The organism is Planifilum fimeticola (assembly GCF_003001905.1).
In the GTDB taxonomy this organism is placed as follows: domain Bacteria; phylum Bacillota; class Bacilli; order Thermoactinomycetales; family DSM-44946; genus Planifilum; species Planifilum fimeticola.
In genome coordinates, this window is the sequence record NZ_PVNE01000001.1 from 72722 (window position 1) to 89439 (window position 16718).

Sequence of the window (16718 nt, forward strand, 5' to 3'; positions counted from 1 at the left end):
GGATGTCCATAGGTCGAAAGCGGTTGATACTGAAGGCGCGCTGGTTCTCCCTCCTCCTGCTGTCGGCGGGATTGGCGTTGTGGGCCGCAGGCTGCGGCTCATCCGCCACAGAGAATCAGGAAAAGACATTGCGGATCGGCTACCAGAAGTTTGGAACCCTCAGCATCCTGAAGGCCCGCGGAACGTTGGAAAAGCGCCTGGAACCCCGGGGAGTACGGGTGGAATGGATCCATTTTCCCGCCGGCCCGCAGCTTTTGGAGGCGATGAATGTCGGCAGCATCGACATCGGGCACACCGGCAACACGCCGCCGATCTTCGCCCAAGCGGCGAAAACGCCCCTCTTGTATATCGCCTCCGGCGTTCCCAAACCGGAGAACGAAGCGATCGTGGTGCCCGCGGATTCCCCCATCCGAAGCGTAAAGGATCTGCGGGGGAAAAAAGTGGCCCTGAACAAGGGATCCAATGTGCACTATCTTTTGCTGCAAGCGCTGGACAAGGAAGGGTTGAAATACGAAGACATCCAACCCGTCTATCTCCCCCCGGCGGACGCCCGGGCGGCCTTTGCCAAGAAGAGCATCGATGCCTGGGTGATCTGGGATCCCTATTACGCCTCGGCGGAAAGGGATCTGGGAGCCCGCACCATCACCGATGCCCGGGGCTACACGACCAACCGCGAATTTATCCTCGCCTCCGAGACCTTCGTCCAGGAACGCGAGGAGATCATCCTAATATTTCTGGAGGAGTTGAAGAAAACGACGGATTGGTTCAATGAGCACCCCGAAGAAACCTCCCGGCTCCTCTCCAAACAGATCGGAATGGATGTGAAAACGGTAGAGAAAGCCATCACGCGCTCGAAATACGGACTTGTCCCGATGAATAATGCGATCGTCGAGGAGCAGCAGCAGATTGCGGACACCTTTTTCGAGGCGGGCTTGATCCCCGAAAACATTCGGGTAAAGCAGGCGGTCTGGTTTGGTGAAAAATCTTCAAAAGAAAGGAAGGAGAAATGATGAACATCTTTTGGTTTATTCCCACCCACGGGGACGGGCGTTACCTGGGCACCGCTAGGGGAGGACGCGCCGTCGACCATGCGTACCTGAAACAACTCGCACAGGCGGTGGATCACTTGGGATACGCCGGGGCGCTTCTGCCCACGGGGCGTTCCTGCGAAGACGCATGGGTGGTGGGCGCTTCCCTGCTGTCCGTCACCGAGCGCATGCGTTTTCTGATCGCGGTCCGTCCCGGCCTCATCTCCCCCTCCGCGGCGGCGCGCATGGCCGCCACCTTCGACCGTCTCTCCGGCGGACGCCTTTTGATCAATGTGGTGACCGGCGGGGATCCCGTGGAACTGGCCGGGGACGGAATCCACCTGGACCATGACACCCGTTATGAGCTGACCGACGAGTTCCTCACCGTCTGGCGGGAAGAGATGCGGGGAAGAGAAGTGACGCTGAGGGGACGGCATCTGGACATCCGGGGCGGAAAGCTCCTGTTTCCGCCGGTGCAAACCCCCTATCCCCCCCTGTATTTCGGCGGTTCATCCGAGGCGGCCATGAAAGTGGCGGCCAAACATGTGGACGTCTACCTCACTTGGGGGGAACCTCCGAAGCAGGTTGCCCAAAAAATCCAGCAAGTGCGCCTGCTGGCCGAAAAGCAGGGGAGGACGGTACGATTCGGCATCCGGCTGCACGTGATCGTGCGGGAAACGGAACGGGAAGCCTGGGACGCGGCCAACCGCCTGATCCGGTATGTGGACGACAAGGTGATCCAGGCTTCCAAACGGGCCCTCTCCCGATCCGATTCCGTCGGACAGCGGCGCATGTCCCAGCTGAGCGGCTTCAAGAAAACCGATCTGGAGGTGAGCCCCAACCTCTGGGCCGGAATCGGTCTGGTCCGGGGCGGCGCCGGCACCGCCCTCGTCGGCGATCCGCGCACGGTGGCGGAACGGATGAAGGAATACGCCGCACTGGGGATCGACACCTTCATCTTGTCGGGATATCCCCATCTGGAAGAGGCGTACCGGGTGGCCGAACTGCTCTTCCCGGAACTGCCCCTCCAAAACGTCCCTTCCGCCCCGAGACAGCAGATCATCAGCCCTTTCGGTGAAATCATCGCCAATGACCACTTTCCCGGAGAAGGGAAAGGAGGGGGAGCCGATGACCGGCCGACGACTGCGAAAAGCGGTTGAACCCCTGATCCCCTGGAGCCTCCCCGTCACGTTGGTGATTCTCTGGCAGCTGCTGGGGCAGATCGGCTGGATTTCATCGAGAACACTCCCGGAACCGACCGGCGTGATCGAGGCTGCCGTCCGTCTGGCCGCGTCGGGAGAGCTCTTCCGCTATATCGGGGACAGCACCTTCCGGGCGCTGTGGGGATTGTTGATCGGGGGAAGCATCGGACTTGCGCTGGGATTTCTGAACGGCCTGTTTCCGGTGGCGGAACGACTGCTGGACACCACCGTCCAGATGCTCCGCAACATCCCCCACCTCGCCCTGATCCCCCTGGCCATCCTGTGGTTCGGCATCGGCGAGGAGGTGAAATTGTTCCTGGTCGCACTGGGCGTGTTCTTTCCCATCTATTTGAACACGTATCACGGAATCCGCTCCGTGGATCCCGGGCTGATCGAGATGGCAAAGGTATACGGCCTCCGGGGCTGGACGCTCCTTCGGAAGGTGATCTTGCCAGGGGCGCTGCCCTCCGTCCTGGTCGGGGTGAGATATTCCCTCGGAATCATGTGGTTGACCCTGATCGTGGCGGAAACCATCTCTTCCGACACCGGCATCGGCTATATGGCGATGAACGCCCGGGAGTTCATGCAGATGGATGTGGTGGTCCTGAGCATCCTGTTGTACGCCCTGCTCGGCAAGCTGGCCGATGTGCTGGCCCGAGGGCTGGAAAAGCGGTGCCTGCGCTGGCGGGCAGGCCAATAGCGAGACACGAAAGCGAAGGAGGGTTTTCCGATGGAACAGGTTCCTGGAGGCACCCGGTTGGAGATCACCGGCCTTCAGAAGCGGTTCGGGGAACGCCCGGTCTTGAATGGAGTCGATCTTCAGGTGAACGCCGGCGAATTCGTGGCCATCGTCGGCCGGTCGGGGTGCGGGAAAAGCACGCTGCTGCGCTTGATCGCCGGACTGGAAACGCCCACGGTGGGAAGTATCGCCCTGGACGGCGCGCCTGTGCGGGGGTTGAACCCCGCAGTCCGGGTGATGTTTCAGGAACCGCGCCTCCTTCCGTGGCAGAAGGTGGCCGACAACGTGGCCCTGGGGATCGACGGCGAGCGGGAAAAGGAAAAACGGACCGCCGAGGCGCTGGATCAAGCCGGACTGGCCGAATTTGGCGAAGAGTGGCCCGCCGTGCTCTCAGGGGGGCAGCGCCAGCGGGTCGCCCTGGCCCGGGCGCTGGTCAGCCGTCCCCGCCTGCTATTGCTGGATGAACCTTTGGGGGCGCTGGATGCGCTGACGCGGATCGAAATGCAGCGGCTGATCGAAGCGTTGTGGAGGGAACAGGGGTTTACCGCCCTATTGGTCACCCATGACGTGGAGGAAGCGGTTGCCCTGGCGGACCGGGTGGTGCTGCTCGAAGGGGGAAAAATCGCGTTGGACCTGAAGGTTTCCCTGCCGCGTCCGAGGCAGCGGAGCAGTGCGAAGTTCGCATCCCTGGTCGGAAGGATCCTGGACCGGGTTATGCAATCGCCGGTAAACAGCCGGCAGATTTTATAGGGCTTTTGCGGACGGGGCGGTCGATTATCCTTTCGTTCGGGCAAACGATTTCGGCCGTTCAAGGGGAGAAACCTTTCGGCATTGTTCGCTTTTGAGATGGCAACCGTCCCGTTCCTTACATACCCTCTGCGCGAAAACCGATCGCGCTGAAAGGGCTTCGTCGCTCCGGTGTTGAAAAGGGAACGGGGAGTCCGGCACAAGCAAAACAGGCAGCCCCTGAACAGGGGTTTTTTCTTTCCTCCCTTTCCGGAGTCCCGTTCCACGGCCCGGATCATTCCGAGCCCGTTTTCAAAACCGCAAACGCAAAGAAATGTTGTATGCATCTTTGTGATATATTCTAAGAAACGAGCTTCATATTTCCGTTTATGGAGGAAAAAGTCATGAGCGATGCCAAGCCTGTCAGACTCATCACCCCCCACCTGTGGTTCGACAAGGAGGCGATGGAAGCTTCGAGATTCTATTGCTCCGTCTTTCCCGATTCAAAAATCACGAGCACGACGACGTTGCGCAATACGCCCTCAGGAGATTGCGATGTTGTTTCGTTCACCATTTGGGGACATCCGTTTCAGGCCATCTCCGCCGGGCCCTTCTTTCAGTTCAACCCTTCCATTTCGTTCATCGTCCATTTTGATCCGTCCCGGGAAAAAAACGCGAGAGAACTAATAGATGAGGTGTGGTACAAGTTGTCCGAAGGCGGCACCACGCTGATGCCGCTGGATAAGTACCCCTTCAGCGAGCGGTATGGCTGGATCAAGGACAAGTACGGCGTCACATGGCAGCTCATTCTGACGAATCCGGAGGATAAGCCGCGCCCCACGGTTATGCCTTCCCTGATGTTCACGGGCAAAAACTGCGGAAAAGCGGAAGAGGCGCGTGAGTTCTATCTTTCCGTCTTCCGGAATTCCAAACCCGGTGCCCTCTTTCGTTATTCCAGCCACGATCCAGACAAAGAGGGAACCGTGATGTTCTCCGGCTTTATGCTGGAAAACACTTGGCTTGCGGCAATGGACAGCGCGCGGAAACACTTCAATTTCAACGAGGCGATTTCCCTGATCGTCTATTGTGAGACGCAGGAGGAAATCGACTACTACTGGGAAAAACTTTCTGCGGTTCCCGAAGCTGAACAGTGCGGCTGGCTCAAAGACCGATACGGCGTCTCGTGGCAGATCGTCCCCGTCGCACTGGACGAGATGATGACCGAGTGCACGCCGGAACAACTTGATCGCGTCACGCGGGCGTTCCTGAAGATGAAAAAGTTTCACATTGCGGATTTGGAGAAAGCGCTTCGAGGAGAATAACCCTGTGAAAAATCGGAGTATCCAAATCAGATCCATTCCGCCGATCCCGACGGTATCCCGTCTCTAGCTAATTTTAAATCAGGTAGAATCGGAAATCGTGAATGAAAAGCCGGCTTCCGCTTCCGGAAACCGGCTTGAACCCTTTTTCATTTGATGAGTTGCATGTTCACCTCGGCCACGTTTCCGGCTTTCACTTTGGTCACCTTCACCGCGGCCACCCGCTTGTCCACCTGGATGACATAGTTGCCGGGGGAGAGATCCGAAAATCCGAAAAAGCCGTTGCCGTCCGTACGCGTTTCCCGGAGGACTCCCTTCGGCCCCCTCAGCTTCACCTTGACTCCGTCCGCGGGGCCGCGCATCCCCTTCACCTTGCCCATCAAGAACCCTTTTTGGGGAACGGTTTTCCAGGGCATGTCGGGAACCTCCGCCCACTCGGGGAAAACCGGCTCTCCGTAGGGATTGGAACCGGAAAGGGCCGCATAAAAGACGTCGTTGGAGATGCCGTCCATATTCGTCTCCGCATAGCTGTACAGGCTCACCCCCGCCGCCCGGTTCCCGCTCGGGGAAGGCGCCTGGGCCCGCCGGATCTGGTCCAGGGTGCCGGAAATGGAGTTGAGATACGCCGCCGGTCCGATGACGACGTGCCGCCCGTATTGATGATCCTTCTCCCAGGTGATCCACTGGTCGAACCACAATTTCTGGTCGGGCACGTGTTCCCGATCATAATTCATCGGGATGGCCATGTCGATGATCCCCTCCGAAAGCCAACCGTTCCAATCCTGCATCACCTGCTGCATCGGCGCCGACTCCCGGTATTCCTCCTCGCTGGTCGGCCCCTTCCCCCAGGCGATCACCGCCGCGCTCACCTTGATGTCCGGCCGGATGGCGATGGAGCGCAGATAGACTTGCCGCATCAGATTGGTCACCTGTTCCCTCCGCCACTGCTTCCACCTTTCATCCTGGGGGTCGGGGGTGCCGACGGCGCCCGTTTCCGCCCGATACCGCTCAAGACTGGTGGGGTTGTATCCCCAGTCGACTCCCATGTAGCGGACCAGATCGAGATGGATCCCGTCCACATCGTATTCCCGAACCACGTTGAGGTATTGCTCCACCGTATATTCCACCGCATCCGGATGGCCGGGATCCAGCACATAGTCGTTCCCGCTCCGCTCCGCCCCGTCCACCCGGGTCATCAGCCAGTAGTCCCGTCCCTCCGCCGACGGGCCGTGCTGATTGAATACGTGGTCGGGGGATTTGGGCGGAGTCGCCGAGTTCCAGATCGGCAGCGTGGCCAGCCAGGCATGCACTTCGATCCGCGGTGATCCGCCGTGGGCCTTGTCGATCAGGTACTGGAGCGCGTCAAAGTCCGGCTGCAGGGCGGGATCCTCCGTACGGGGCTCAAGCGCCCGGTTGAAGTAGGCATCCCCGCGCCGCCTGACCTGGACGATCAAGGCGTTCACATTGGCCTTCCGGGCATCGGCGACCAGCTTGTCCACCTGTTCGGGGGTTTTGATTCCGTCATGGAAGGCGTCGACCCAGAAGGCGCGAAACTCCTTTTCCTGCGAAGATTCCGCCGCCGAAGCCGGATAGGCGGCCAGCATCAGCACCGACATCAGGGCAAGCCCCGCAACCCATTTTCTCACGGCTCTCCCTCCTGTTCGCTCCTGGAATACTCCGCCAGGGCCGTTCCGATGCGATCCTCCAAACTCTTGAGGGACCCTTCCGAATGCCCGTTCAGCAGGATGGCGTAGACGATCCGCTCGCCGTCCCGGGTGCGCAGGTAGCCGGAAAGGGCGCTCACGCGGGTCAGCGATCCCGTTTTGCCGCGCAGATTGCCCGCGGCGGCCGTGTCGCGCATCCGGCTGCTCAGCGTTCCGTCCACGCCGGCGACCGGCAGGGACTCGACAAAGGGCTCTTCAATCGGCTGCTCGGCCACCGACGACAACAACTTCACGATCTGTTCCACGGAGACCCGGTTGTATCGGGTCAGGCCCGATCCGTCCTTCAGGTTGAAATGGCGGTCCATGCCGGAACGCTTCGCATATTTCATCACCCCCTCGATGCCGCTCTCCGCTGTTCCCTTCCCCGTTTTCTCCAGACCCAGGGTCCGGAGAATCATCTCGGCGTAATAGTTGTCGCTCGCCTTGTTCATGTAATGGACCACTTCCGAAAGGGGAGGAGACTTGTAGGTGGCCAGCCGCTTGGCGCCGGCCGGCTTTTGGCCCTCCCTCACCCGGCTGCCGGGAGCAAAGGCGATCCCTTCCTCCTCCAATCGCTCCTTCAACACCTGCCCCGCATACAGGTGGGGATTTTCCACCGGGACGCGGGTGTAATCCCCGCTGAAATTTAGCGGGAGACTTCCGGTGATCCGGATCCGGTTCGTTCCCCGGTCGCGCTCTAGCCTGAGGGTGTTTTTGGAATTCTCCGGACCGGTGACCGCCTCGTTGATCACCTCCACATAATCGGTTTGGGGAGTCAGCTGAAGCCGAATCGGATCGCCCGGCTTCTCCCCCGGAAGGTAATCGAAGCGGACGGTCCCCCGGTTGATCGAAAGGGCCGTAATCTGGGGCTGGTAATATCCGCTCTCGTCATCCCAGGCCCATCCCGTACCGTACACCTCTCCGGAAAACGCTCCCGCATCCACCACAATATCGCCCAAAATGCGGCGAATGCCCCGTTTCTTCAGATCCCGGGCGATGGCTTCCACGGTGGGCCCCTCCTGCACCCGCAGCGAATCCTCGGTAGCCAGGGTGGGATCCCCGAAACCCTTGATGATCACATCGCCGGCCAGCACGCCCCCGGCAAGGGAGCCGCTTCGGTAAACCTCCGTCTTGAAACGGTAATCGGCCCCCAAACCGTCCAGCGCGGCGGCGGTAGTGAACAGCTTGGTGTTGGACGCCGGCGTAAGGAGCGCCTCCGAGTCACGGGCGTACAGGGTTTCTCCCCGGTCCATCGAACGGACCAGCACTCCCGCGATCGCGCCCCGGTAACTCTCCTCTTCCAGGAGCGGGTCAAGCAGTCCGGAAAGGGGATACACCTTCTCCTCCGGCAGGTCCCCCGGATCCGGCAGCTCCGGGTAAGCGGCGAGGGCCGCACCAATCCGGCCCAACAGCGCCCGGGCGGCGCTTACGTCGCTTACCCCGTTCGCCAAAACCGCAAAGGCAATCCGGTCGCCCCCTCGCCCGGTCACGATGCCGGCCATCCCGGCGGAGCCGTCCGCCTCCCCGCAGATCACCCGCAGGGTTTTTTCCTTGATCCGGCCCGCGAGGGGCTTGCAGGTTCCCGATGCGGAAAGCAGCTCATCGAAGCGCTCCCTTTCCGGGTGCTTCTCCATGGCCGCAAGAAGCTGAACCAGATGAGCCGGGGCAATCACATTCATCCGGGACAGGCCCGATCCGTCCACCTGGGCGAACCCCGTATCCATCCCGATCCGGCGGGCGAAATCCTCCACCGCCTCAAGGCCCGCCTCGAAGCTGCCCTCCCCGGCCGCGTTCGCCCCCAGCTGTTTCAGCAACATCTCCGCGTAGAAGGAATCTCCCTCCCGCACCATGTGTTCCAAAAGCCGGTCCAGCTCCGGCGAAACCACCCTGCCGACCCGCTTCGCCTCCGGCCCCTTCTCTCCGGCGACGATCCGCGAGCCCGGGTGCATCTTCACCCCCTCCCGGCGCAGCAGCTCCCGGAACACGGTCCCCGCAAAGCGGGCCGGATCCTCCACCGTCCGCCGCACCTTCATCCCCGGGTGATCCTTGCCGATCGTTCCCGTGATGACCAATTCATTTTTCGCCCGCGTCCGGTCGATGGTCAAGGCTTGTCCGCCGCCGGGCACCGTCTTCGCCCGGTTGATCACGCGAACGTAGTCCGGAACCGGAGAGACCTGGATGTGGGGGGGCTTTCCCGGCCGCCCGGGCGTCACCTTCACCGAGACGGTGTTTCCTTCGACGGACAAGGCGCCGATCTGGGCGCTTGAGGGAAAAGGCTCGTCATCCCACATCCATCCCGTCCCGAGCCGCACCTCATCAAAAAACGAATCGTCCACGATCAGATCTCCCCGCACTTGGCGGATCCCCTTTTTCCGCAGCGCTTCGGCCAGATCCTCCAGCCGATCCGCGCTGAGGGACGGATCGCCGTAGCCCTTCAGGATGATGTCCCCCTTCAGGATGCCGCCCGACAGCTGTCCGTCCACATACACCTCCGTAGGGATGCGCATCCCCTCCGGCAAGCCGTCGAGGACCGCCGCCCCCGTCAACAGCTGCAGGACGCGCCCGGGAACAAAGGTTTTTTCGGCGCGCAGGGACGCAAGGGATTCCCCGCGATCCAGCGAAACCGCCTCATAGCCGACCACCATCCCTCGGGCGGAGGGATCCTCCTTCAGCTCCTCCACATAGTGGCGAAGGGTTCGGTCAAGGAGATCTTCCGTCTTCGCCTCCGCCGCCCATGCGGGCACAGCCGTCCAAAAAGCCATCAACAGCGCAAGCGTCAGGACCAGGAGCGCGCGAGGGATACGCTTCATGTGTCCGCCCTCCCATCGATTCCAGGTTTCTCCCGGCGATTAGCCTCCACGGTGTCGGGTAGCGTCCCGTGATCCATGCCGGCCACGCCTTCGCTATTTTTATAATAAACGAATTCTTGGGAAAATAACGTCTATTCTTGTCGAATCCGTAAAAAATGCAATCGCACTCCGGAAATTTTCCTCGGATTATCGCGGCAGGAGTCATCCGATAAGCGGCCCCTCAATGTCCCGCCGCCTGGGACATTCGGAAAAGAGAGAAGCTGGTCCCGCCTCCGGCTGAAAGCGGGATCGACATTCGGCCATGCCGCACTTTTCGCCGGCCGCCTGGCGCGCCTCGCCCCTTCGGATTCTCAAGGATTCGCGTTCAAGCGGGCTCCTTCACACCGCGGCGCTTCTTTTGCCTGGCTTTACCACAAATCTGCGTCTAAAGACGAACCCAGCAAGGGTGTATGGAGCCACATCCACAACGTCCTAACGAGTCAAAGTGTAAAAACCATTGGCAAATTAGGAAGTATATATTTCAGAAAACTTAAGAGGCAAGATACTAAAGGGGGCTTATGTAGCCCCCTTACTCCATCCCGAAGATCTTCATTAAACGGAGCGAGGGCGTGTAATGGAGGGCCGGGCTGGAAAGTGCTTCGGTTTTATTTAAAGTGGAGATGGCGGATCGGACCGCTGTTGCGCGTGATGCCCGGCATCCTTTCCTATTGGGTTCATGGTTGGATACATTTGTCGCCCTCTTGCTGATCGGAGGAGGGATGATCAAACGGGTTGCAGACGGGATGTTGCGAAAAAAGGACCGTTGCCGGAAGGGCTGGTCACACTTCCGGTCTCCCCCCATCCGGCGGGCGGAAAATAAAAGCACCGGCTTCTTCCGAAAGAAGCCGGTTTCGCATTGAACAGCACCCGCAAAACCCGCGAACGCATCGGCAAAAGCCGGGGATCAGGCAAGTGACCGGGGTGCGCTTCTCATTGCAGCCACTGGGCGAGATAGCCGATGATGATGCCCACAACGCTGAAATCCGTGTCGCCGAACGTCGTGTTTTCAAAGCCGATGTCCCCCAACACCGGCAGGAGCAGGGCAGGCAAAAAGCTGATGAGCAGCCCGTTGACAAAGGCTCCCAATACGGCGCCGCGACGGCCGCCGGTGGCGTTTCCGAACACCCCGGCCGTCGCCCCGGTGAAGAAATGGGGCACCAGACCGGGAATGATCAGCGGGGCACCGATCGCGGCCAGGACCGCCAACCCCACCAGGCCGCCGGCAAAGCTGGAGATGAAGCCGACGATGACGGCGGTGGGGGCGTAGTTGAAGGTGATCGGGCAATCCAGGGCCGGTTTGGCGTCCGGAACGATTTTTTCCGCGATGCCTTGGAAAGCGGGAACGATCTCCGCCAGCATCATCCGGACCCCGGCCAGGATGACGTACAGACCGACGGCGAACATCAAACCCTGCATCACCGCAAACATCAGGTAATTCTGGTCTCCCGCCGCCTTCGCGGTCACGTCGGGTCCCGCCATCAACGCTACCAGCACGTAGAGGATGACCATCGTCAAGGCGGTGGAGACGGTGGTGTCCCGGAGAAAGCTCAACCCCTGGGGAACCTTCAGCTCTTCGGTGGATTTTTCCGGATTGCCGAACCACTTTCCGATCAAAGCGGCGGAGATGTAGCCGAAGGTTCCGAAATGGCCGATGGCCAGATTGTTGTCGCCGGTGATCTTTCGCATGAACGGCTGGGCCAGGGCCGGAATGCCGACCATCAAGAGCCCGAGCAGGACGGAGCCGATCAGGATCGCCGCCGTCCCCTCAATGTCCGCCGCCGTCAAAACGGCGGAGAGAAGGCACGCCATGAAAAAGGTATGATGCCCCGTCAAGAATACGTATTTGAAGGGAGTGAGGCGCGCAAACAACAGGTTGAACAAAAAACCCAGGCTCATGATCAACGCCGTCTGCTGCCCCAGGGTTTTGACGGCAACCCCCACGATGGCTTCGTTGTTGGGAATCAGGCCTTGGATGCCGAAGCCCCGGTTCAAAATCTCCCCCAGCGGATTGAGGGATTGGACGATCGCCTCCGCTCCGACTCCCAAAATGAGAAAGCCGACGATCGTTTTCAACGTCCCGGTGACGATGGAGCGAAGGGGTTTCCGAAGGGCGATCAGCCCGATCATGGCCATCAGGCCGGCGATGATCGCCGGTTGACTCAGGATGTCATTGACGATGAAACCGAGAAATCCCCGCATCGCGGTTCCCCCCTGTGAAGGTGATCATTGCAGATGCTTTAGAACCTTTTCCTCCACTTCCCCCCGGCTGATGAAGTTGACGATGGTTTCGACGGGGACGCCGAGCCCCCGCAGTTCCCCCGCCAGCCCCTCGGAGGTGACGATCAAGTCAAAATCCGGGACCATGGACGGTGCCGATCCCAGATCGCAATGCTCCACCGTCACGTCGATCCCCTTTTCTTCACACACCTTTTGAATGTTGGATTTGAGCATCAGGCTGCTCCCCAAACCGTTGCTGCAAACCACCAATACCTTTTTCATTCCTTTTCTCCCCCTTTTTGAACAAATGGCCCGATGATCTCGATCACTTCCTCCGGCTGAACCGCCCTGCGCAGACGTTGCAAACTGGGCGGGTGGGACAACAGCTCCATGAGCTGGGACAGAGCGTAAACATGGGATTCGTTGTCCGTGGTTCCGAAGGTGATGGCGATGTCGACGGGATCGTTTTGCGGATGGCCGAAGGAAACGCTGGGACTCAGGGTGATCAAACTCATGCATACCTCGCGGACCCCGTCTTCGGGACGGGCGTGCAGCAGGGCGATCCCCGGAGCGATCACCATGTAGGGGCCGTGCTCTATCAGGTTTTCCCGAATTTGATCGACATAACGCGCTTCAACCGCCCCCTGGCGGAGAAGCGGCTCCGCCCCCGCCTCCACCGCCTCCCGCCAGCTGCGGCATTCGACCTGCAAGCGAATATTTTCCGGCTTCAGTAGTTGATCCAACATGGGTGCATTCACTGCCCTTCCAGTCCGTTGTTTTTGGAACAAAACGCGTTCTTCCAGCCACTTGCGAACGGCAAAGGACAAACGGCCCGCATTGCGGATGTCGGCGTACCGCTGGATGATCTCCATCAGCTCCCCGACGAGATGGGCGTCGGAAACCAGGGGGGCGGCCAAGTAGAGCCGCTCCTTCAGCTGCATGATTTCCCGCCTCCCGGGAAGCGGGGAAATGCGGACCACCGGGATGTCCTCGGGGAGAGGATCCAGGTTGACCGTGCTGATCACCAGATCGACGCCCCCGTCCTTGATCTTTTCCGCCACGCGCTTGACGCTGGTGGTGCCGATCCACTCCACTCCCGGCAATTCGCTTCGGAGAGTGGATTCGAGCAACTTGGCCGTTCCCAGCCCGGAGGCGCAGACCAGGAGAATCCGCCTGGAGGAAAACGTCTCCCCTTTCACCCGGGTCACCGCCGCCCCGAAATGCATCGCCAGGTAACCCGTCTCGCCCGGAGGAATCGGGCACCCGACAACCTTTCCCAGCCAAAAGGCCGCCTTTTGGGAAGCTGCGTAGATCTGGGGATAACGGGCGCGGATGTCGTCCAGGATCGGATTGTCCAGGGGCAGGCCGTATTTCAGCCGGGCCAACACCGGCTTAAGATGGGCGATCAGCCCCTCCGCCAGCTCCTTGTCCAGATACAGGGGAATGCGAAGGGTTTCGGACACAATGCGAATCATCCTGCCGGCGATCTCCTGAAGCGGCGGGTCCGCCTCCTCCCGGAAGCTGTCCTGCACCGGAGCGGGTCCCCGCTTCGCCCCCAACAGATGCAGGGCGAGATATCCGATTTCGCTTTCCGGGACGGACACGCCGAGCCGCTCTTCCAGCGCGCAAAACAGGCGCTTTGCCACCCGGAATTCCCTTTTTTGTTTCAGCTCGGCCAGCCGGTCCGGGGGAAGCGAGACGCCTTGCCCTTCCTTCAGGCGCAGGACGGCCAGAGCGATGTGGACGGTCAGCCCCCGGTACGCCCGGTCCGAAAGGGAAAGGGTGGGCCCCCAGTCGAAATCGGTCAGAACGGATTCGATTGCGGCCGTCAGCCCTTCCGGCAACAGCGATGCGAAGGAGGGGTCGGGCACCGCACGGACCCGACCTCCCACGGCCCGGAGCAGATGATCCAGCTGTTCCGGATCCATCCCGTCGAGGACGAAGGAGGCCGCGGCTTGACGCCAGCGGAATTCATCGGCGTCCAGCTTGAGACCGTGGCCGGGAATGCGCAGAAGGCGGATCTGATAGTCGGCCAGCTTGGCTTCGACGGCCTTCAAATCGGAGAGCAGCGTTCCGCGGGATACCCCCAACCGGTCCGCAAGATCCTGGATGCGGGTTTTGTCCGGATGCTTCAGAAGGTGCGAGAGAATGAACCGGACGCGTTCCTCGTGCCGGAGGGGATGCCGGTACGGATTGCCTCCCAGGGAAGCCAGCTGCCGCAGAGCGGACTGAATCCGCTCCCCGGACCCGATCACCTGGACGCCGCGGCGGGGCTTTTTGGACAATTGCAGCCCCTGTTCCCCGAACCAGGGCAGGAGGGCGTCCAAATCATACCGGATGGTCCGCGGGCTCACCTTCAACCGGGAAGCCAATTCGGACACCGTAACCGGATCGGTCTCCGTAAGCAGCTCCCCCGCCAGCCTTCGCTGTCTTTCCGTCAACCTCGCATCCATGGCCGATCCCCCCGACCAATGTGGCAACGACTGATTCAAACCCAGTATATATAAACGCCAAACCGCTTGTCATATACATCTTTCTTCCGGTTTCAATGCGGCAAAATCGAACCATTAAAAAACCGGCCCTGAAGGACCGGTTTGTGGAGAGAAAAGCCCTCTGGTGGAGGACAGGTCTAAATCGCAGATGCCCGAACCAAATCCCGGGCGTGACGCCGCACTTTGTCCATCGCTTCCGCCACCGAGGCCAGATCCCGGGGCGAACCGAGGAGAACGCGCTGGGGAAACCAGAGGACCTCCTCGTCGCCGGCCCGCTCGGCCTCCGGACACGGCGGGACGGCCTCCTCCCCGACTCCGAACCGTTTGGCAAGCTCCCGCCGGATGGCCCGGTTGCGGTTCAGGGGTACATAGCCCGGAGACACCGGAATGCCCTCCGCCTGAAGAGCCCGGACAAAGCTCTCCTTGGGCAGGCCGGAAAAGGCCTGACGGTCATAACGAAACAGGTACAAGTGCCATGCGTGGGTCGTCACCCGCGGATCGCGCCCGACGGGACGGATCCCCGGCACCCCCTCAATCAACCGGCTCAGAGCGGCTGCATTCTTCTCCCGCAGGCGGATCATCTCCTCCATCCGCTCCAGCTGGCAAAGCAACACTGCGGCCTGAAATTCGGTCATCCGCAGATTCCAGCCGATCCGTTCGTGCTGATACCACTCGCCCTTCCGCACCCGGCCGACGTTGTGGATGGACCAAGCCGCATCCGCCAACCGCTCGTCGTTCGACAGCACGATTCCCCCTTCGCCGGCGGTCATGTTCTTGCTGGACTGGAAGCTGAAGGCGCCCAGATGGCCGATCGCCCCCACCCGCCGCTGCCGCCAGGCCGCTCCGTGAGCCTGGGCCGCGTCCTCGATCACCATCAGGTTGCGTTTACGAGCCAACTCGCCGATGGCGTCCATATCGGCGGGATGACCTCCCAGGTGGACGGGAATGATCGCCCGGGTTCGTTCCGTCACCTTTTCCGACGCGTCCCGGGGATCGATCTGCATGGTTTCCGGATCCACGTCGGCAAACACCGGACGGGCCCCCACCGCCAGGCAGGAAGTGGCGGTGGCGATAAAGGTGTAGGCGGGAACGATCACTTCATCGCCCGGTTCCACCCCCGCCGCCCGGAGCGCCACCTCCAGGGCGACGGTCCCGTTGACCACGCAGACGCCGAACTTCGCTTCCTGAAAAGCGGCGAACCGCTCCTGAAACCTTTTTACCCGATCTCCGTCCAGCGCACCCCATTTGCCCGATCGGAGCACTTCAATCAACGCCTGCTCCTCTTCCTCTCCAAACACCGGCCATCGCGGAAACGGTTTCTCCCTTACGGGGCGTCCCCCCAACAGAGCCAAGCGGCTCATCCCGTCGCCTCCCTTTGCTGCCAACTTGTTTTCAATCGGCGGAAATTCCGACAACTGAACACGAGCCAATCCGTCATCCCGGAAGAATCAGCTCTCGGGCTGCTCTTCTGCCATCCGATCCCCCCTCGCCTTCGCTTTTCAATCTATCAGAGTGTCAATAAATGGTCTATGAGAAAAATAGGACTAAATTATCTCTCAGGTATAAAAAAAGGGTAATATTTACGGTAATATTTACTATCTTCCATCCAAGGGGGCAGCGAAATGGAGAATCCATCCCTCCGCCTCTACGATTACCACGTGTGGGCGAATCAACGATGGTTCGATCACCTGAAGGAATTGCCCGGGGAACTGTGGCACCGGGAGATGACCAGCGTGTTCCCGTCCATCTCTCAGGTGTTCGCCCACATATACATTGTCGACCACATGTGGTTTGCCGGGATGTCGGGAAAAAGCTTCGAGGAGTCCAGGGTGTTGGGAAACCGGTTGACTGATGAGATGAAGGGGATCAGCCTGGAAGAAATGGAGGAGCGGTTTGCCCGATTGTCCGAGCAGTACCGATCGTTCCTCCGGGAGCAGCAAGACGGGCCCATTCCGCTCAAACATCCTCATTACGGTGAAACGAGCGCTAATCTTTCGGATCTGGTGCGCCACGTGGTCAACCACGGAACCTATCACCGGGGAAACCTGACGGCGATGTTGCGACAAGCGGGATATAAGGGGGTTCCGACCGATTACATTTTCTACTTGTATACCCCCCGCTGAGGGAAGGAGTTTCCTTTTTTCCGTCGGGCAGTTCTCTGAAATACGCGGACAAAACGTTGACCCCCTCCAAGGGGGAAGGAGCCGAAGCGGCTCTTCTTTTTCGGGACAAGGCCCGGGTATCCCGTGAGGGCAAGCCCATTTCATCTGTGAAAAGATCTCCTCACACCCCCTTCGCTCAATATTTAAAAAACGCAACAAAGGCGGTCGCTCCCAGGATCGCTTCTTCAAGAGCGCGCCATCAAAATCGGACAAAAATTGAAGGATTTTAGTGACAATTTGAAGAATACCGTCATCGGTTCAAATCCTCCAGAGAGGTGATC

12 protein-coding genes are annotated in these 16718 nt (G+C 60.3%); 6 read left to right on the top strand and 6 right to left on the bottom strand.

From position 1 onward, the window contains the following. Nucleotides 1–2: 2 nt before the first annotated feature. From CLV97_RS00300 to CLV97_RS00320, 5 genes are all read left to right on the top strand, one after another. Nucleotides 3–1010 (top strand): sulfonate ABC transporter substrate-binding protein, encoded by a 1008-nt coding sequence (locus CLV97_RS00300; protein ID WP_106343525.1) that lies wholly within the window; start codon nucleotides 3–5, stop codon nucleotides 1008–1010. After that, on the top strand, nucleotides 1010–2188 hold the full coding sequence (gene ssuD, locus CLV97_RS00305; protein WP_106343526.1) for an FMNH2-dependent alkanesulfonate monooxygenase: 1179 nt from the start codon (nucleotides 1010–1012) through the stop codon (nucleotides 2186–2188). Before CLV97_RS00300 ends, ssuD begins: the two co-directional genes overlap by 1 nt. After that, entirely contained in the window at nucleotides 2157–2930 is a 774-nt protein-coding gene (ssuC, locus tag CLV97_RS00310) for an aliphatic sulfonate ABC transporter permease SsuC (protein ID WP_106343527.1), read from the top strand. The genes ssuD and ssuC overlap by 32 nt, the downstream gene beginning before the upstream one ends. A gap of 30 nt (nucleotides 2931–2960) precedes the next feature. Beyond that, the gene (locus tag CLV97_RS00315; protein ID WP_106343528.1) at nucleotides 2961–3719 is read left to right on the top strand and encodes an ABC transporter ATP-binding protein; all 759 of its coding nucleotides are present in this window, start codon (nucleotides 2961–2963) and stop codon (nucleotides 3717–3719) included. Between the two features lie 380 nt (nucleotides 3720–4099). Then, nucleotides 4100–5017 (top strand): VOC family protein, encoded by a 918-nt coding sequence (locus tag CLV97_RS00320; protein ID WP_106343529.1) that lies wholly within the window; start codon nucleotides 4100–4102, stop codon nucleotides 5015–5017. A 146-nt stretch (nucleotides 5018–5163) separates the two neighbouring features. On the opposite strand, the gene CLV97_RS00325 is transcribed toward CLV97_RS00320, so the two are convergent. The 6 genes from CLV97_RS00325 to CLV97_RS00355 all read right to left on the bottom strand — a co-directional run bounded on the left by CLV97_RS00325 (nucleotide 5164) and on the right by CLV97_RS00355 (nucleotide 15636). Next, nucleotides 5164–6660, bottom strand: a complete 1497-nt coding sequence (locus CLV97_RS00325; RefSeq protein ID WP_106343530.1) for a family 10 glycosylhydrolase — start codon at nucleotides 6658–6660, stop codon at nucleotides 5164–5166. Next, complete coding sequence (dacB, locus tag CLV97_RS00330) at nucleotides 6657–9527, bottom strand: D-alanyl-D-alanine carboxypeptidase/D-alanyl-D-alanine endopeptidase (protein WP_106343531.1); 2871 nt, start codon at nucleotides 9525–9527, stop codon at nucleotides 6657–6659. The genes CLV97_RS00325 and dacB overlap by 4 nt, the downstream gene beginning before the upstream one ends. A 969-nt stretch (nucleotides 9528–10496) precedes the next feature. Continuing rightward, a complete protein-coding gene (locus tag CLV97_RS00340; protein ID WP_106343533.1) occupies nucleotides 10497–11765 on the bottom strand; it encodes a PTS ascorbate transporter subunit IIC in 1269 nt (422 codons plus the stop codon). 24 nt (nucleotides 11766–11789) lie between these two features. Beyond that, on the bottom strand, nucleotides 11790–12065 hold the full coding sequence (locus CLV97_RS00345) for a PTS sugar transporter subunit IIB (RefSeq protein WP_106343534.1): 276 nt from the start codon (nucleotides 12063–12065) through the stop codon (nucleotides 11790–11792). Then, nucleotides 12062–14236, bottom strand: coding sequence for a BglG family transcription antiterminator (locus CLV97_RS00350; RefSeq protein ID WP_106343535.1), 2175 nt, complete (start codon nucleotides 14234–14236; stop codon nucleotides 12062–12064). The genes CLV97_RS00345 and CLV97_RS00350 overlap by 4 nt, the downstream gene beginning before the upstream one ends. 176 nt (nucleotides 14237–14412) lie before the next feature. Beyond that, the gene (locus CLV97_RS00355) at nucleotides 14413–15636 is read right to left on the bottom strand and encodes a DegT/DnrJ/EryC1/StrS family aminotransferase (RefSeq protein ID WP_106343536.1); all 1224 of its coding nucleotides are present in this window, start codon (nucleotides 15634–15636) and stop codon (nucleotides 14413–14415) included. A 261-nt stretch (nucleotides 15637–15897) separates the two neighbouring features. Here CLV97_RS00355 and CLV97_RS00360 point away from each other — a divergent pair, with 261 nt between their 5' ends. Then, nucleotides 15898–16398 carry a DinB family protein gene (locus tag CLV97_RS00360; RefSeq protein ID WP_106343537.1) on the top strand — a complete coding sequence of 167 codons (501 nt, stop codon included), beginning with the start codon at nucleotides 15898–15900 and terminating at the stop codon, nucleotides 16396–16398. Nucleotides 16399–16718: the final 320 nt, after the last annotated feature.

Excerpts from the sequence above, each read along its gene's own strand:
- CLV97_RS00300 (WP_106343525.1), top strand. The coding sequence starts at position 3 with ATGTCCATAGGTCGAAAGCGGTTGATACTGAAGGCGCGCTGGTTCTCC.
- ssuD (WP_106343526.1), top strand. The coding sequence starts at position 1,010 with ATGAACATCTTTTGGTTTATTCCCACCCACGGGGACGGGCGTTACCTG.
- ssuC (WP_106343527.1), top strand. The coding sequence starts at position 2,157 with ATGACCGGCCGACGACTGCGAAAAGCGGTTGAACCCCTGATCCCCTGG.
- CLV97_RS00315 (WP_106343528.1), top strand. The coding sequence starts at position 2,961 with ATGGAACAGGTTCCTGGAGGCACCCGGTTGGAGATCACCGGCCTTCAG.
- CLV97_RS00320 (WP_106343529.1), top strand. The coding sequence starts at position 4,100 with ATGAGCGATGCCAAGCCTGTCAGACTCATCACCCCCCACCTGTGGTTC.
- dacB (WP_106343531.1), bottom strand. The coding sequence starts at position 9,527 with ATGAAGCGTATCCCTCGCGCGCTCCTGGTCCTGACGCTTGCGCTGTTG.
- CLV97_RS00340 (WP_106343533.1), bottom strand. The coding sequence starts at position 11,765 with ATGCGGGGATTTCTCGGTTTCATCGTCAATGACATCCTGAGTCAACCG.
- CLV97_RS00345 (WP_106343534.1), bottom strand. The coding sequence starts at position 12,065 with ATGAAAAAGGTATTGGTGGTTTGCAGCAACGGTTTGGGGAGCAGCCTG.
- CLV97_RS00350 (WP_106343535.1), bottom strand. The coding sequence starts at position 14,236 with ATGGATGCGAGGTTGACGGAAAGACAGCGAAGGCTGGCGGGGGAGCTG.
- CLV97_RS00355 (WP_106343536.1), bottom strand. The coding sequence starts at position 15,636 with ATGAGCCGCTTGGCTCTGTTGGGGGGACGCCCCGTAAGGGAGAAACCG.
- CLV97_RS00360 (WP_106343537.1), top strand. The coding sequence starts at position 15,898 with ATGGAGAATCCATCCCTCCGCCTCTACGATTACCACGTGTGGGCGAAT.